The organism is Mucilaginibacter sp. P25 (assembly GCF_050859465.1).
Lineage (GTDB): Bacteria > Bacteroidota > Bacteroidia > Sphingobacteriales > Sphingobacteriaceae > Mucilaginibacter > Mucilaginibacter gossypii.
The window spans coordinates 4,767,688-4,783,168 of record NZ_CP193937.1; the positions used below are offsets into that span (position 1 = coordinate 4,767,688).

General features: G+C 41.4%; 20 protein-coding genes and 1 pseudogene. 8 read left to right on the forward strand and 13 right to left on the reverse strand.

What is annotated here, in order from left to right; all coding sequences use genetic code 11:
• Positions 1–5: 5 nt before the first annotated feature.
• Complete coding sequence (locus ACRQ5D_RS24105; protein WP_129570051.1) at positions 6–1,256, reverse strand: sensor histidine kinase; 1,251 nt, start codon at positions 1,254–1,256, stop codon at positions 6–8.
• Positions 1,256–1,930: a response regulator transcription factor gene (locus ACRQ5D_RS24110; protein ID WP_091164237.1), complete on the reverse strand. Its 675-nt coding sequence runs from the start codon at positions 1,928–1,930 to the stop codon at positions 1,256–1,258. The genes ACRQ5D_RS24105 and ACRQ5D_RS24110 overlap by 1 nt, the downstream gene beginning before the upstream one ends.
• Positions 1,931–2,071: 141 nt before the next feature.
• Here ACRQ5D_RS24110 and ACRQ5D_RS24115 point away from each other — a divergent pair, with 141 nt between their 5' ends.
• Complete coding sequence (locus tag ACRQ5D_RS24115; protein ID WP_091164233.1) at positions 2,072–2,734, forward strand: cytochrome b/b6 domain-containing protein; 663 nt, start codon at positions 2,072–2,074, stop codon at positions 2,732–2,734.
• Between the two features lie 3 nt (positions 2,735–2,737).
• Here the strand turns inward: ACRQ5D_RS24115 and ACRQ5D_RS24120 are convergent, their stop codons facing one another.
• Genes ACRQ5D_RS24120 through ACRQ5D_RS24150 form a run of 7 tightly spaced genes read right to left on the reverse strand, consistent with a single transcriptional unit; the run spans position 2,738 to position 6,714 of the window.
• Positions 2,738–3,298: a VIT1/CCC1 transporter family protein gene (locus tag ACRQ5D_RS24120; protein WP_432326849.1), complete on the reverse strand. Its 561-nt coding sequence runs from the start codon at positions 3,296–3,298 to the stop codon at positions 2,738–2,740.
• Positions 3,213–3,428, reverse strand: coding sequence for a VIT1/CCC1 transporter family protein (locus tag ACRQ5D_RS24125; RefSeq protein ID WP_432326851.1), 216 nt, complete (start codon positions 3,426–3,428; stop codon positions 3,213–3,215). Before ACRQ5D_RS24125 ends, ACRQ5D_RS24120 begins: the two co-directional genes overlap by 86 nt.
• A gap of 6 nt (positions 3,429–3,434) precedes the next feature.
• Positions 3,435–4,658: a DUF3570 domain-containing protein gene (locus ACRQ5D_RS24130; RefSeq protein ID WP_091164228.1), complete on the reverse strand. Its 1,224-nt coding sequence runs from the start codon at positions 4,656–4,658 to the stop codon at positions 3,435–3,437.
• A gap of 14 nt (positions 4,659–4,672) precedes the next feature.
• Positions 4,673–4,900, reverse strand: coding sequence for a DUF4266 domain-containing protein (locus ACRQ5D_RS24135; protein ID WP_090526062.1), 228 nt, complete (start codon positions 4,898–4,900; stop codon positions 4,673–4,675).
• Positions 4,901–4,903: 3 nt separating this feature from the next.
• Positions 4,904–5,851: an FAD:protein FMN transferase gene (locus ACRQ5D_RS24140; RefSeq protein ID WP_243770778.1), complete on the reverse strand. Its 948-nt coding sequence runs from the start codon at positions 5,849–5,851 to the stop codon at positions 4,904–4,906.
• On the reverse strand, positions 5,848–6,276 hold the full coding sequence (locus tag ACRQ5D_RS24145) for a thioredoxin family protein (protein WP_091164223.1): 429 nt from the start codon (positions 6,274–6,276) through the stop codon (positions 5,848–5,850). Before ACRQ5D_RS24145 ends, ACRQ5D_RS24140 begins: the two co-directional genes overlap by 4 nt.
• A gap of 12 nt (positions 6,277–6,288) precedes the next feature.
• Positions 6,289–6,714 carry a ubiquinol-cytochrome c reductase iron-sulfur subunit gene (locus ACRQ5D_RS24150; protein ID WP_091164221.1) on the reverse strand — a complete coding sequence of 142 codons (426 nt, stop codon included), beginning with the start codon at positions 6,712–6,714 and terminating at the stop codon, positions 6,289–6,291.
• A 907-nt stretch (positions 6,715–7,621) separates the two neighbouring features.
• On the opposite strand from ACRQ5D_RS24150, the gene ACRQ5D_RS24155 reads away from it, so the two are divergent.
• The 6 genes and pseudogenes from ACRQ5D_RS24155 to ACRQ5D_RS24180 all read left to right on the forward strand — a co-directional run bounded on the left by ACRQ5D_RS24155 (position 7,622) and on the right by ACRQ5D_RS24180 (position 12,301).
• A complete protein-coding gene (locus tag ACRQ5D_RS24155; RefSeq protein ID WP_091164219.1) occupies positions 7,622–8,659 on the forward strand; it encodes a zinc-dependent alcohol dehydrogenase family protein in 1,038 nt (345 codons plus the stop codon).
• A gap of 60 nt (positions 8,660–8,719) precedes the next feature.
• Entirely contained in the window at positions 8,720–9,361 is a 642-nt protein-coding gene (locus ACRQ5D_RS24160) for a universal stress protein (RefSeq protein ID WP_432326854.1), read from the forward strand.
• A 255-nt stretch (positions 9,362–9,616) separates the two neighbouring features.
• Positions 9,617–9,970, forward strand: a complete 354-nt coding sequence (locus ACRQ5D_RS24165; RefSeq protein ID WP_431200615.1) for a cation-transporting P-type ATPase — start codon at positions 9,617–9,619, stop codon at positions 9,968–9,970.
• Positions 9,961–10,149, forward strand: coding sequence for a hypothetical protein (locus ACRQ5D_RS24170; RefSeq protein ID WP_432326856.1), 189 nt, complete (start codon positions 9,961–9,963; stop codon positions 10,147–10,149). Before ACRQ5D_RS24165 ends, ACRQ5D_RS24170 begins: the two co-directional genes overlap by 10 nt.
• A pseudogene (locus tag ACRQ5D_RS24175) lies at positions 10,124–11,737 on the forward strand (cation-translocating P-type ATPase); the annotation flags it as partial. The gene ACRQ5D_RS24170 and the pseudogene ACRQ5D_RS24175, both read left to right, overlap by 26 nt.
• 27 nt (positions 11,738–11,764) lie before the next feature.
• Positions 11,765–12,301, forward strand: a complete 537-nt coding sequence (locus ACRQ5D_RS24180; RefSeq protein ID WP_432329845.1) for a cation transporting ATPase C-terminal domain-containing protein — start codon at positions 11,765–11,767, stop codon at positions 12,299–12,301.
• On the opposite strand, the gene ACRQ5D_RS24185 is transcribed toward ACRQ5D_RS24180, so the two are convergent.
• The 4 genes from ACRQ5D_RS24185 to ACRQ5D_RS24200 form a co-directional block, all read right to left on the reverse strand.
• Entirely contained in the window at positions 12,298–12,840 is a 543-nt protein-coding gene (locus ACRQ5D_RS24185) for an AI-2E family transporter (RefSeq protein ID WP_431200617.1), read from the reverse strand. The genes ACRQ5D_RS24180 and ACRQ5D_RS24185 overlap by 4 nt on opposite strands.
• Before the next feature lie 11 nt (positions 12,841–12,851).
• Positions 12,852–13,367, reverse strand: coding sequence for an AI-2E family transporter (locus ACRQ5D_RS24190; RefSeq protein WP_431200618.1), 516 nt, complete (start codon positions 13,365–13,367; stop codon positions 12,852–12,854).
• Positions 13,368–13,490: 123 nt separating this feature from the next.
• Complete coding sequence (locus tag ACRQ5D_RS24195) at positions 13,491–13,976, reverse strand: CDP-alcohol phosphatidyltransferase family protein (RefSeq protein ID WP_432326858.1); 486 nt, start codon at positions 13,974–13,976, stop codon at positions 13,491–13,493.
• A gap of 8 nt (positions 13,977–13,984) precedes the next feature.
• Positions 13,985–14,470, reverse strand: coding sequence for a hypothetical protein (locus ACRQ5D_RS24200; RefSeq protein ID WP_091164210.1), 486 nt, complete (start codon positions 14,468–14,470; stop codon positions 13,985–13,987).
• A 126-nt stretch (positions 14,471–14,596) separates the two neighbouring features.
• On the opposite strand from ACRQ5D_RS24200, the gene ACRQ5D_RS24205 reads away from it, so the two are divergent.
• Positions 14,597–15,073: a universal stress protein gene (locus tag ACRQ5D_RS24205; protein ID WP_432326860.1), complete on the forward strand. Its 477-nt coding sequence runs from the start codon at positions 14,597–14,599 to the stop codon at positions 15,071–15,073.
• Positions 15,074–15,481 lie beyond the last annotated feature (408 nt).

Sequence of the window (15,481 nt, forward strand, 5' to 3'; positions counted from 1 at the left end):
TGAAATTAAAAGGTTATGACAAACGCATGCTTTCCCTCGTCATATTGGTATTGGATGCCATACCCGTAGTGCTGGCAAATATTTTTAACCAGTGTTAATCCCAGTCCGGCACCTTGTGAATCTTTGCTTTTGTGAAAACGTTCAAAAATTTGTTGCCCGTTCAGCGCATTTGCAATACCGGTATTTTTTATCGAAAGTTGGTATGGGTCAAGACCAATAAAAATTTCACCACCCGGCACATTATGGCGGATTGCATTACCAAACAAATTATTTAGTAAAATATCTATCAGGTATTTACTGGCCGATATCTGCTTCGGGTGCAGCTTATAACGGACAGTAAGGTTCTTATTTTGCATAAGTTCCTGAAATTGGAGCATTTTCCTTTCAAGTATTACATCGAGTTCAATCGATTCCTCTTCAACGATCAGCTTATTTTCCAGTTTAGCCAGCAGTAATAATGAGTGATTAAGCCGACTGGACTTGTTTACTGAGCTGTAAATATCTGCGATTTGTGCCAATTGCGCTGCATTCAATGTTTCGTCCTGTATTAGCGTATCCAATTTGGTGGTTACAACAGCCAGTGGTGTCATCATTTCATGTGATGCATTCTCTGTAAATTGTTTCAGGCTAAGATAATCCTGAGTTACCCTTAAAGACATTTCCCGTATGGCTTCATTAAGTTCTGTAAACTCGTCCACCTTACTTGGTTTACCTTTAAACTGATCAACGTCGGCGATATTGAACTGTTTGATCTCTTTTAGGGTGAGTTGAAAAGGCTTCCAAAGGCCATTTAGCAGATATTTATTGGTTATAAAGAGTACCGTCAATAAACCGGCAAGTAATGCAAGCGTGATAATAGAAATGAGTTCGATCAGATTTTTTTGCCCAACCCTCGAAATAGTAATTGTAACCTTGTAGTTGCTGTTTTTTAATTTTACGAGGTCTTCTACGGCCCTACCCGCTTCCCATCGCTGCTCTTTCGGTTTTAAATAAATAGTGTCAAAAAAACGCTTCTGTAACAGTTGCTTGTAAGTTTTAACAAATACAGCGTGATCGCGGTCAAGGTCATATTGCTGCGGATTGCCATTGTTGCTCCTGATATACTCTTCAGCCTCTGTTAATTGTTGTTGAAGCGCCCGATCAAGTTGCTGTGTGCCAATGTAACTTATAGCGAAGTAGTAAATCACTGCTCCTATCACTAACACAGCCAGGGTGATATAGAAACTCGTCCTGGTATAATGCTCTGACAGCCTCATCAATCAGTGAATTTATAGCCAAGTCCGTATATAGATGTTAAATAATCTCTTCCTCCCGCATCCAGAATTTTCCGCCGGAGGTTTTTAATATGGGTATAAATAAAATCGAAACTATCATACATGTCCATCTCGTCACCCCAAAGATGTTCCGCAATTGCATTTTTTGAAATTACTTTACCTTTATTGGCAATAAAGTACAGTAACATTTCATATTCTTTTCTGGTTAATATTATCGTATTTTTATTAACCTCGACAGTGCGCCCCTGTATATCAATTGAAATTTCATTAAAAACCAGCTTGCTGCTGGTATTTAGCGCTTTCCTGCGATAAACAGCCATCAGCCTGGCTTTAAGTTCGGCCAAATGGAAAGGCTTGGTCAAGTAATCGTCTGCGCCTATGTTGAGCCCCTTCAATTTATCATCGAGCGAGTTGCGGGCAGAAATAATCAGAACAGCTTCGCTTTTTTGTTGTGTGCTTAAGTATTCAAGTACACCAAACCCTTCGCCATCGGGTAAGCCAATGTCAAGCAAAACACAGTCATAATCATAATCAGATAGTTTTTGCAGTGCGGGGGTCAATGCATTACAACTTTCACAAATGTTACCATCTACATTCAAATAACTCGTGATGTTTTCGCGTAAACCTTGCTCGTCTTCTATTACCAGTATTTTCAAAGCTTTTTAATCAAATTTAAAAATTGAAACTGAAGAGAACCTGAAGTATTACCAACACTACAGACTTACTTCAAAATTATCAGGTAATTTACAAACATTTTAAATGAGGATACAAATAACCCGATTCCAGTTAAAACAACTATGGCAATAATCCAACCTGATAGTCGGCCTCTCACTCGCCGGGTATACTCAGCTCCCTTGCGTTTTTGGCATTGGGCAAACACAATAGTTATTAGTGGTTCATTAATTACTGTTTTGATCAATTCCACTATTACTGACAGAAGAACTTTAACAAAAATAATTAAAACGCAACTGAAAACCCAGGGCGCCACAATAACCGACGATCAATCTGGCTCGGTTGCTCATGCGCTTGGCGATAGTGTTTGGAGCATACATACCTGGTTTGGTTATGTATTAGCGGGATTATTACTGTTCAGGCTCATCCTTGAACTTTTTCAAGTAACCGATCAAAAATTCATCCGCCGGATAAAGGACCTTTATCGTCAGTTTCATTCCACAAGAAAAGAGCGTGAACTTGCCAAACATGAGCTCATTGTGAAAGCCGTTTATGCAGCATTCTATATCTTACTTATTATAATGGCATTAACGGGTTTATTTCTGGCATTTGAAGATCTGTTAGCGCCATTTAAGGCTATCAGGCATAGTGTTAAAGAAGTTCACGGCTTTTGTATGTACCTGATTATCGCGTTTATACTCGTTCATTTGACCGGCGTATTTTTGGCTGAGCGGAAAGATGACAAGGGTATAGTTTCAGACATGATCAACGGCGGTAATGATAAATAACCATTATTTACCGGTAATCAGCTTTGCCATAATAAACGCGGCCCCTGCGGCAAGAGCTCCAATAAATACCACTTTTAACGCGCCACTTAACGCAGGCTGGCCGGTCATTTTACTTTTGAAATAGCCAAAAATGAACAAGCAAATTATTGTTACCCCGCATGAGTAATAAAGTGCCTCTTGCGCCTCATGAATAATGATATAGGGTGAAAGCGGGATGATACCACCCACAATATAGGAAATGCCAATAGTGATGGCACTTTGGGTAGCGCGGTTTGCATTAGGTTCCTCCAGGCCCAATTCATAACGCATCATAAATTCAACCCATTGTTTCTTGTCTTTTGCCATCTCATCTGCAATCTCGTCCTGTAGATGATTTGAAAGTCCGAAATCTGCAAATACCTTCTTTACTTCTGCCTTTTCCTGCTCAGGTACACGTTCAACCTCATCATATTCCCGCTTCAACTCGGATTGATAGTGGTCAGCTTCTGTTCGACCGGCAAGATATCCGCCCAACCCCATGGCAATAGATCCGGCTACTATTTCGGCGATACCCGCGGTAACCACCAGGGTCGACGAGACTTACTGCTCCGCTTAGCCCGGCTGCAAGTGCAAAAGGCACGGTTAAACCATCAGACATACCGATAACGATATCCCTGATGGTTTCTGAACTTGTTACATGATGTTCCCGATGCATAAGGCTTTATTTAAACTTCATTGCTAAAGTTACAATATTTGAATTTAAGCCCGTCGAGCGCATGTAATGCCCCGCCCTGATCTCCAGCGAATTGAAATGCTGCCATCCAAATACGCCGGTTGGCGGTGATAACCTGATATTGGCACCAACAAAGTTACTATGGAGTGTTGACAAATCGTAATCGCTGGTATAGTACACAGCGGTTGGATCATGTTGCCCATAAGGTGCAAAGTACCTTGTACCCTTCTGATTATTATACCGATAATATGGACTTACCGATACAAAAGAGGTAAGCTTTATGGGTATCTCCAATTCGGCTGTGTGCGCCCGGATCCCCCAATTGTCCATGTAGTACCTGTAAAACGTTCTAATCACAAAATGATCATCCAGAAAATAATTGAACCTTACTGCAATTGGCAATTTATAACGGCTACCCGGCAGGTTTTCAACCCTTTCGGATCCATCGGTAAAATAATCACGTTGATATTTTGTTGCCAGTAACCCATGCTGATAGGACGGTTCGATAATGAACAAAGCCTGTAAACGTGTGGTAAGCACCTGCGAAATTGAAAACGATGTACTAAATGAATTGCGGGGGCTATGGTCTACGTTACCCCGCCCGTCCCTCTCTGACCCTGACCCATATCCAGGGGGCCTTAATTCAACCGGCAATATAACCTTCCACGTATCAAGAAACACCTGTCCCTTAAAATCAAACTGCGTGTTTTTATCTTTTGATACCCTGGTTAGGTTGATACCCCCACCGAAAGACTGGTAATCAAACTCATGTGAATAAGACCCGGTTAAGCCAAATGCATTTCCCGTTTTATCATTAGATACTGTCCAATTTAGCGAGGGGTATACACGGGTGTCCTGTCTTGATGCGGAAGAAATACTATAGGGATCGATCTTATCTGAAGAAGCGGACGTATAATGGTCAACACCCAATTCAAAAGTAAAAGTGTGTTTATTTCCTCCTATTCCATATTTGGATAATTGCAGATCGAAGGTATTAGCAAAATCAGTTAGTTTTTCTGTGCCGATACCACCCGTAACTGCCGAGTTGTTACCATCCTGGTGGTAATAGGCAGATATGATGTTAATTTCATCAATTTTAAGCTTACGTGCCTGGTAATTGCTGCTATCTTTAACGGGCAAGGCTTTAGTTTGCGCATGCGAAGCAACTATTCCTAAATACAGAGCGGCAACGCATAAATATATTTTCCTCATTTCCGGTCGCCGTTTTAATTACATCCGCAGCCACCGCCGCTCTTTCCGCCATTTGCTCCTGAACCACCTTCACGGTACAATTGGAAACTTTGCTCAAACTTTTGCGATTTACGGGCTGATAGCTCCATCTCTGCATCATTAAGGCGATTTTTCTGATATGCTTTTACCGACATGCAAGATGTAAGGCCGAGCGCCGGTAAGCTACTTACCAGCATTAATTTAATCAGGGGTATTTTTTTCATGTACTAATTTTTAATATTAATATTACTGGAGGTGTAAAGGCGGTTATTGTCGTCGATGATCACACAGGCAAGTTGCTGTAGTTGATTTACCAGGTCCAATCCAACGCTGATCCCCATTACTGTTACGGGTGTGGCCATAGCGTCGGCAAACTCCGCGCTCGGACAAATAATGCTTACGCTTTTAATTCCGGTTACCGGCAAACCTGTTTTAGGATCGATGGTATGGGAATATTTTTTTCCATTTATCACAGCATACTTTTCATAGTTACCGGATGTGGCAATAGCCATATCACTGATATTGAGCGTTGAAAACGGCGTCATCTGCTTATTCGGATCTGCTATTGCTATAGTCCATGGCTTACCATTAGGTTGTGTTCCCCAGGTAATCAGGTCGCCGGCTGCATTTACTATCCCGCTGTTTACTCCATTTTGCTGTAAAATGGCTTTCGCCCTATCAGCTGCATACCCCTTTCCTATTCCTCCAAAACCTATACGCATACCTTTTTCTTTAAGCATCACAGTCATGTGATCAGAATCCATGATCACATTTTTATAATTGATCAGTCGTACAGCATTTCGCGCGGTTTCGGCATTAGGCAGACTTTTCATATTTACATCAAAATTCCATAGGCTTTTATCAATTGATCCGTAAGTAATATCAAATGCTCCCTGCGTAAGCTCTGATATCCTTAGCGAACGCTGAATAAGTTGAAAAACCTCATGATCTATTTTTACCGGCTTTATTCCGGCGGCGGCATTGATCTGGTTGGTTTGGCTATCGTCACTGAACGTAGTTAGTAATTTTTCTATGCGGCTTATCTCCGCTACAGCCTGATCAATACATTTTGCGGCCCATTGCCCGTCATCTCCTACAACGCTTATCTCAAAACGGTTACCCATCAGTTTCAGCACACGTTGATGTACGGTTGCCCCGCTGCCAATGGCTGTCATTGGACAAACGCCTTGATCTGGTCAATAAACTGTTCAGTGGACTCATTTGGATAGCCGTCCCACTCTTTTAGTACCTTACCATGTTCGTCAACAAGCAGCGTAAATGGGAACTTACCGTCAGGATTGTATTTATCTGCAAGCGCTTCATTTAATTGTACCTGCTCCTTGCTTAGTTGATTTTTCTTTTGGCGGGGAAAATCAGCCCTTACCAAAACAAGTTTATCTGCAGCGAAATCATTAAATTTTTCGGATTCCAAAATCTCTTTCCGCAGCCGGATGCAAGGGCCACACCAATCAGAGCCGGAAAAATTTATTACTATGAGCTTATGCGACGTTGCCGCTTCCGTCTGCGCTTTCTTAAAATCACCAAGCCATGTAACCGGCTTGCCTGTAAACAACAATAATGAGATGATCAGTAATTTCATTTTATTAACTGGTTAAGAGAATATCCGCAACGAGGTGCCGGTTAAAGTTGTTTGATATACGGTAAGGTTGCGGTTTGCAGGCGAATTTTTAACAACTCCGGCTTCCGTGAAAGCGGAACCATGATTATTGCAAAAAAACTGCTGTCCGCTGCTCTGATAAATAAGAGGATAGCTTTCATGGGTGCAAGATTGCTGAACAGCAATATAGCTGCCGGTTGTTGTTTTAGCCACTATTACACCTTTTGAGGCAAGATAGCCGCCGTTCACGAGTAAAGCCGAGTTTGCCGAAAGGCTGAGGTCAAGTGTAAAATCCACGCCGGTTGGCCCGGTGATACCTGCCGACGCATTGTCGGATTGTTTACTGCAGCCCATACAGTTAATCAGTGCGAATGACGCTGCCGTAATTCCGGCAATTGATAGAAATTCTTTTCTGTCCATAAATTTAAGATCGGGGTATATCAATAAATCTCAACTAACTTAAACAAGCCTCCTGAAGGTAAATCTCTGCGTAAAGCAATTCAGCTTCAGGTGCGTTTATTTAATTATTGCAATAGTATCTTTACATTCTGTAGTTTAGATGAAATCTCGGGTATTTAACAGATTTTAACAGATCGCGAATTTTAAAATATTAAAAAAGGGGCGAGAAAAAGAAAAAGACCTGGCGCTAAAAAAGGTACGCAGAAGATCACGGTAAAAATCAAATTTGCTACTGGAGTTAATTAAAGTCAACTATATTTCAAAACTATGTTGGCTTATTGTAAACACAATTATTGCCATTTAATGTACATAAAACGATCACCATTCAATATCCATTCAGATTGTCGGAATCACATTTCACGAAAAAACAGAGCAAATAATAAACTATAAGCCAACAACTTACAGATGGTATAATAATACTGCGGGGGAGAAAGATAGAGAATCCCTTTGGTTGATAATGAAGCCTGTTGCAATATTTAAAAAAAGCGGAACCGGTTTTTCCGGTTCCGCAACGACGTCGGACAATGGTTCAATCCCTGCCCGCGATCATTTACCGAAACAGGAATAAATTCCATCCATCGGTTGATACAAAGTTAATCCGACGCCCTAAGCCTGGCCAGGATAAAGATCAACTATAATGGTGACCTCATCATTCAAAATGATTTGCCCTTTGCAGACATGTCTAAAGGCCTTCAAGTGCAATACCATTGCAGATAAACCGCCCACATGTTTAATATACAAATAACGAGTCAATTACCTCTCATTTTTAAATAGTGATATATATCATTTATTTACCTGACGACCAGCATCATAAAAAAATAAAACAACAGCAATTTTGTGCTTAACATAAGCAGTTAAAGCAGAAAATATGAAAGCATTAGTTTATCACGGCCCAGGTCAGAAAGCCTGGGAAGAAAAGCCCAAACCGGTACTGCTATCAACAAGCGATGCCATTGTAAAAATCCTGAAAACAACGATTTGCGGTACAGATCTGCACATTATGAAAGGTGATGTTCCTGAAGTTGCCGATGGCAGGATCATAGGGCACGAAGGCGTGGGCGTGATCGAAGAAGTGGGGACCACTGTTAGTAATTTTAAGCCGGGCGACCACGTGATTATATCCTGTATCACATCTTGCGGTAAATGTAACTACTGTAAAAAGGGCATGTATTCTCACTGTACAGATGGCGGTTGGTTATTAGGACACCTGATTGATGGCACGCAGGCAGAATATGTTCGTATCCCCCATGCAGACAACAGCCTTTTTCTGGTACCCAGCGGTTCTGACGAAGAAGCATTGGTGATGTTAAGCGATATATTACCTACAGGCTTTGAATGCGGCGTGTTGAACGGAAAGGTACAACCTGGAGATACAATAGCCATAATAGGTGCCGGCCCTATCGGGATTGCCACTTTACTTACCGCTCAATTTTATACACCTGCGGAAATTATCATGATCGATCAGGATGATAACCGGCTCAATGTGGCCAGAAAATTCGGTGCAACACAGATTATTAATAGCCGCAATGAAAATACAATTGAAGCGGTAATGAAACTCACCAACCAAACCGGCGTTGATGTGGCGATAGAAGCTGTCGGCATTCCCGAGACATTCGAGCTATGTGAGGCGATTATTGCCCCTGGCGGCCGTATCGCCAACATTGGCGTTCATGGAAAAAGTGTCCGTTTACACCTGGAAGACCTGTGGTCGAAAAACATTACTATCACGACCAGGCTCGTGGACACAGTGACTTCACCAATGTTGTTAAAAACGATACAATCAAAGAAAATAGCGCCCGCCAAACTAATCACACATCGTTTCAGATTAGATCAGGTGGCAGAAGCATACGATACATTTGGCAATGCAGCCGAAGAGAAAGCGCTGAAAGTTATTTTAAGTTCTTAAACAACACGCATATACATGCCGAATAAAACAACATCACAACGGTTAAACCTCGAATAAATCATGGAAAAGATATTAGTTACAACAGATCAATCCGTTAATTCCAAAGCGGCTATCCGTTTTGCGATTAAACTGGCCAGTCAGCGTAAAGCGCAATTAACCATCCTTCACGTATACCATCTTTTAAAACCCTTCAAATGGACAGACCACGCTTTTGCGGCGTATACAACTGAATTCAGAAAAAAACGACAGACGAGATTGTCATCATTTATTGCAGGCATTTATCATGATATCGATGAACGCGAAATTAACTACGAATTAGTTTTAGTATCCAATATCGATGTAGTTGATGGCATCACAGATTATGCCAGCAGGAACAGTTGTTCTTATATCTGCATCAGTACTCGTGGAGCGGGAACTATTGCAAAAATATTCGGCACGCATACCGCAAAATTGATCAGCTGTTCAACTGTCCCTGTTATATGCATACCAAGCGCATACCATTTAAAAGAACTGAAACACATCCTGTATGCTTCGGATATGACTGATTATGAAAACGAATTAAAAGAGGTTGTCGATTTTGCCAGGCCAATTGGTGCCAGTGTCGAGATGGTACATATCGCCTATCCTAATGAATTTGCTTTTGACAAAGAGTTGGCTGAAGCCACCTTACAGAAAAAAATAGTTATAAAATTAGCCTTTTAAACCTGCAAAGAGATGTCAACAATAATTTACTGGAAGATATAGATCACGCTGTTAAGATCAGCAAACCGTCCCTTTTGGTCTTATTCACCCATCAGTCCAGGCCTATGCTCGAAAAGCTATTTTTCCCTTCTAATGCCACAGAATATTCCTTTTATGGAAAGGTTCCTTTACTAACCTTTAAAAAAAGGATGGCAAATAATTTTGCCAAGGTCCCGTCCCTGAGTAGCGGTAAATAAAACCATTTTCAGCATGACCATGAAATACCCGATAGATCAGCCGTTTTCGTTAACAGTTGAAGAAGTTGCTAAATTGGTTCAAGCCGATACTGCTGAGGGGATTACTTATTATGAAGCAAAAAAACGCAGCCGTGTTTATGGCTTAAATAGCTATAAAACTCAAAAACAAAAAAGTCTCTGGTTAATTCTGCTATATCAATTCAAAAACCCCATCGTTTATCTCCTTATAGCCGGATCACTCGCTTCACTTTACTTTAAAGATATTTTGGAAACCACAGCCATCCTGGCCGTTATCTTAATTAATGCGCTGATCGGCTTTTTTATGGAGTTTCAGGCACGCAACTCTATGAATGCGCTAAAAAAATGGATATAGTAACGGCAAAGGTTATTCGTGGTGGTAAATCCAGATCGATCCCCTCCGAACAATTAGTACCAGGCGACCTGATTCCACTCGAAGCTGGAGATATTATACCTGCAGACGGTCGTTTAGTTGCTGTAAACCGTTTACAATGCGACAGAATCATCGCTCACCGGCGAGTCCCTTCCTACTGATAAAACTGTTGAAACATTAAAAAAAGACACCGTTGTTGGCGACCAGCATAACATGGTTTTTAAGGGTACCTCAGTTATTAATGGTAACGGTAAAATGGTAGTAACCGGTATAGCGGCAAATACACAGTTGGGCACAATAACTTCGCTTGTAGAAACTTCGGTGGATACAATCACCCCGCTGGATAAAAAGCTGAACAGGTTAAGTAGGAAATTGATTTGGGTTACACTGGTCATGACCGCAATATTTTCAATAACCGGATTTATCCAACGCAAAGCCATATTAACCATTATAGAAACATCAATTGCGCTGGCAGTGGCAGCTATACCGGAAGGCTTACCTATCGTTGCTACCGTCGCGTTATCCTATGGTATGCTATTGATGGCCAGGCGTAATGCAATTGTCAAGAAACTATCTGCCGTAGAGACGTTGGGAAGCACCGGGGTTATCCTGACTGATAAAACCGGGACCCTAACCGAAAACAAGATATTTACCGATACTTTGGCGTTTCCGGAAGAAACCGTAAAAGCACAAGTAGAAAACAACCTGCTGAAATTTCCTAACGGAGCAGTTAAAAGCGCCGAAAATCTGGACAAACTACTTTTAACCGGTATTTTATGCAATAATGCTACTATTGAAGAAAAATATCCTGAGCCGGATCAACTTTCCGGTGACCCTGTAGAAGTTGCCTTAATAAAAACGGCCATTGCAGCGGGTTTAGACAACCATTTGTTAAGCAAACAATTTGTACGTATTGCAGAAGTACCCTTTAGTTCGGAGATCATGATGATGGCAACTTTACATAAAACATCGTCAGGATACTTCACTGCTGCCAAAGGCTCGGTTGAAAGATTGCTGGATAAATGCAACTATTTACAGTCGGGTGCACACATCAAAATACTTGATAGCGCATCCCGTAAATCCATCCTGCTACAATCGGAGAAGATGGCGGCTGAAGGGTTGCGGGTGCTTGCATTTGCCTACCGGTCGGGTAACAACCTTGATACGCACAATTATTTAAATGACCTTATTTACATTGGAATGACCGGCTTTCTTGACCCACCCAGGGTAGATATTAAAGGTGCTATGCTTAGTTGCAGAAAAGCAGGCATCAGGGTAGTGATGATCACTGGCGACCACCCGAAAACTGCTTTAAACATTGCCCGGAAGGTAAGCTTAATTGATGAGGACGACAAAGAGGTAATTACCGGCACTGAGTTACCACGGGCCGAGCTATTGACAAATGATTGGCGGCAGCGTATTTTGGCTGCTGCTGTTTTTGCAAGGGTTTCACCCAAACAGAAACTGGAAATCGCTCATGTATTTCAACAAGCCGGATCAATAGTTGCAATGACAGGAGATGGTGTAAACGATGCCCCGGCATTAAAGAATGCAGATGTGGGTATTGCAATGGGTATCAGAGGCACCCAGGTAGCGAAAGAGACGGCGAGTATTGTTTTGAAAGATGACTCTTTTACATCAATCGTTCAGGCAGTGGCGCACGGGAGGGAGATTTTTCAAAATATTCAAAAGTTTGTGGTCTACCTGGTATCTTGCAACTTAAGCGAGATATTCATTGTTACCGTTTTAGGTATAATTATACCTGGTGCCACGTTATTGCCATTACAAATTCTGTTCCTGAATATGGTGACAGACATATTTCCTGCATTGGCGCTGGGCTTGGGCACAGGGGATAAGACTGTGATGTCCAGACCGCCAAGAGCACCAGGAAAGAATATCATCACCAACAAAAAGTGGCTGGCAATAGCACTACATTCGGCTTCAATCACCTCAACTGTGGTCATTGCGGTTGTTTATTGCAAAGTAGCGCTGCATAGTGATGATCAAACCTGCAATAATATCGCGTTTATCACTCTTACCCTTGCTCAACTATTTCACGTATTCAACATGTCTTCGGAAGGCTCCGGATTTATAAATAATGAAATTACCCGGAACAAATGGATATGGATTGCCATTTTGATTTGCAGCGGTCTTCTTTTACTGGTTTTTGCACTGCCCGGCCTGCGTTTAGTATTAGGGTTATCGCAGCTCTCATTTAAGTTGTGGCTGTCCGCTACAACAGCCAGCCTGTTACCATTAGTTATTTTTCAGGGCTACAAGGCTTTCCAGAAAATATATAGCCGAGAGAGTTAAACGTGCATCTGGCTCTTTACAGGCCGCTCATCGCCCAATAATACACCCCATTGCCTATAATTTTCGCTACGGTCAAACACGATCTTTAAAATGGATAGTACCGGCATCGCCAGGAACATGCCCGAAAGCCCCGCCATGCTTCCGCCAATAATAATACCAACGATGGAAACAAGCGGATTAATTTTTACCTGCGACCCTACGATACGCGGCATTAAAATATTGTTATCCAGAAATTGTACTACTGTAATAGCTCCCAATACAATCAGCACATCTGCAATACTATCTGACGAAGCGAGCGTTAACAGCACACCCAGAATATTGCCGATCAGGGCGCCCAGGTACGGGATCAGGTTCAGAAAAGCGAAGATAATACCAATGAGCAGTGCATTCTGAATATCGAAAAACCATAATAGGCCACCTAAAAGAATAATGATATAGGTAATCTGTATCAGCAGGCCCACAAGATAACTTTTAACCATTTTTTCAGTTTGCCTTACTGCTTCTTCTACATTTAGATACTGCTCTTTTTTAAACCACATCAGCAGAAATCTTAAAAAAGGTTTCTATATAGAATGATCAGGTAGATATAGATCGGCAATAACCCAATAAATATAACCATGCCAGACAAAGATCCAGCCGCGCCGCTTAAAACTCCGCCTAAGGAACTGAATAACTTTTTGCTTTGCACATTAATGAATTTCACTTGTTCTGCCGGGGAATATCCAAATGACTTGCTGATCCAGATACTTAGGTCATCCAGGTGTTTGGCCACGGTACGTTGAATCTGCGGAAAATCATCCAACAAAGCACCTATCTGACTGGAAAACAGCCAGATGATCAGCGCTACGACAATCGTCAATAACAATATTGGCAAAAAAACCGCAATAACCTCCGGTACTTTGAGCTTCCTGAAAAAACGAAAGACGGGTAAAAGTACCAGGCTGAAGAAGAACGCCATTAACAAAGGCATAATGATCGTATTACCAGCTATGATAATAGTTCCTAAAACAAACAGGCCAATTAGTTCTATGGCCCGCTTCACGGTCACCGGCATTTCTTTTACCATGGGGTGCAGTTTTACACTTTTGGAAGTGCGCTTTTTTGATTACCCAATATAAGCCTTTTATATCAGTTTCCCATTTCGGAATAATAAGTACGAGTATTATCTCCTCTAACAAATCAAGAATGGTTAAAGCTGACACAAAGTAAAACAATATGTAAACCGGTTGGGGTAACCAATAGAAGAGCATAAGGAATACAGCCTGAAAAACCGCAACAAATTTGGCCAGGTAGGTATGGAAGCTACTAATCTTACGGTAGCGAAATAATGCTGCCGCGATCTGCGCGAAAAGAGAAACACTTGAATTACAACTAATACAAGTTCCTGTCTAAGAAACGCAGGGTTCACCAAAACAATACCGATAATCGCTACCGCGATGGTAAGGTCGTCAGAGACAGAATCCAGAATTGAACCAAACGCACTGGTCACCTTGAATTTGCGCGCCAGATGGCCATCCACCGCATCTGTAAGAAAACTTACAATAAGCAACCATTTAAAAATTGAAAGCCGTTCATAAAATAATAATGTCAAAAGTAACGGAGCCGTCAATAACCTATAAAAGGTAATGGCATTTACTATATAATAACTCCGTTTATGCGCAAGGTTGACAAACATAATTCTATTCAATCATTATCCTTATCATTTTTCTCTTTTGATGTAGACATCGTATCAGTTCTGATTTCCGAATGCCTGATTTGCCCACCTAAATAGCCCGTCCTTGCAATCAGTCCAAAGCTTATCAAGGATACAGTGAGCGCTATTAAGGCTACACGCCTAACCTGTGATGTATTTTTCAATGTTGCAAAGAGCCCAATCAGAGAAACCCCACCTGTAAGTATTAAAGCGATCAAAGATACCAGGGCAGACTCCTCATGATCTTCAATGAGATATTTAGATATCCCTTTTAAATGTTCAATGGTTTCTTCAGCACCCTCGCCGGTTGCATAGGCTATACCGGCCCCAATTGCTGAGACAATCAAAACATTATAAGCAGCGATTAGTGTACCTTTGTTTCTTTTCCATATTCCATGGATCAGGACAAATGCACCCAAAGCCGTACCAACGATAGGCAGGTGCGTGATCAGCAGGTGGATGTGTGTTTGGTTCATGACTTTTTTATCAAAGGTGATCAACTAATAGCACTGTTTAAATAATAGTAATCAAGCCAATAAATGATCTTAATCATTTATTGGCGAATAATGAACGGATAGCTTTACAATCTAAAGAATTACACCATGAACATAATTCTAATGCTCACTGACTTTTCGGAAAATGCAAACCACGCCGCAAAAACCGCCGCAAAAGCTCTGAGGAATTTAAATGCAGATATATTGCTTTACAACACTTATTATGACCACCCTATACTTCCTACATATGCTGGTGGCCCCTGGGTGGTAGAAGAATTCGTTTTTCGTAAAGACGAAAGCGAGGTAAGGCTGGGCCAATTGGCTAGTCAACTAAGGCATATTATTGCAGATCTAACTATAGAAGGCGTTGAACCTAAAATTGATTATCAAATTGGTGAAGGTTCACTTGGTCGAAATACAGCGGCGGTTATTCAGGATAATAACATTGATCTTGTTGTAATCGGCAGTAGTACAGATAGCTCTTTAGACCACTTAATCTTCGGCAGAGATACGATGCAGGTGATAGATCATTCTGTCCCGCCCCGTATTGATCATCCCGCCAAAAGCGGATTTAGCCCAGCTTAAAAGAGTAACATTAGCCACGGCTTTCGAACTGGCCGATATCAATGCAATCAATTACTTAACCGGCTTACAAAAACAGTTACACTTTCACCTGGAAATTGTCCACGTATCCGCCATAGAAGAGGAAGGCGATACTGTAAAAGAAAAGGCTTTACTTAACCATATTGATGCAATCAAACAGGATAATATAACCTTTCAGGAAATAAGGGGAAAAGACGTGATTAAACGATTAAATAGGCTATGCAAAGATAACGGATCGGATATACTTACACTTGTTCATCATCAAAACTTTTTTTGTCGGGGCTGTTTGACAAGTCTACAACGGTGGCCGCTTTAGACAACCAGCATTTACCTCTGATGGTCATTCCGTCTGAAATGATCTGATCAGTTCGTAACTAACTATTAGCTGAT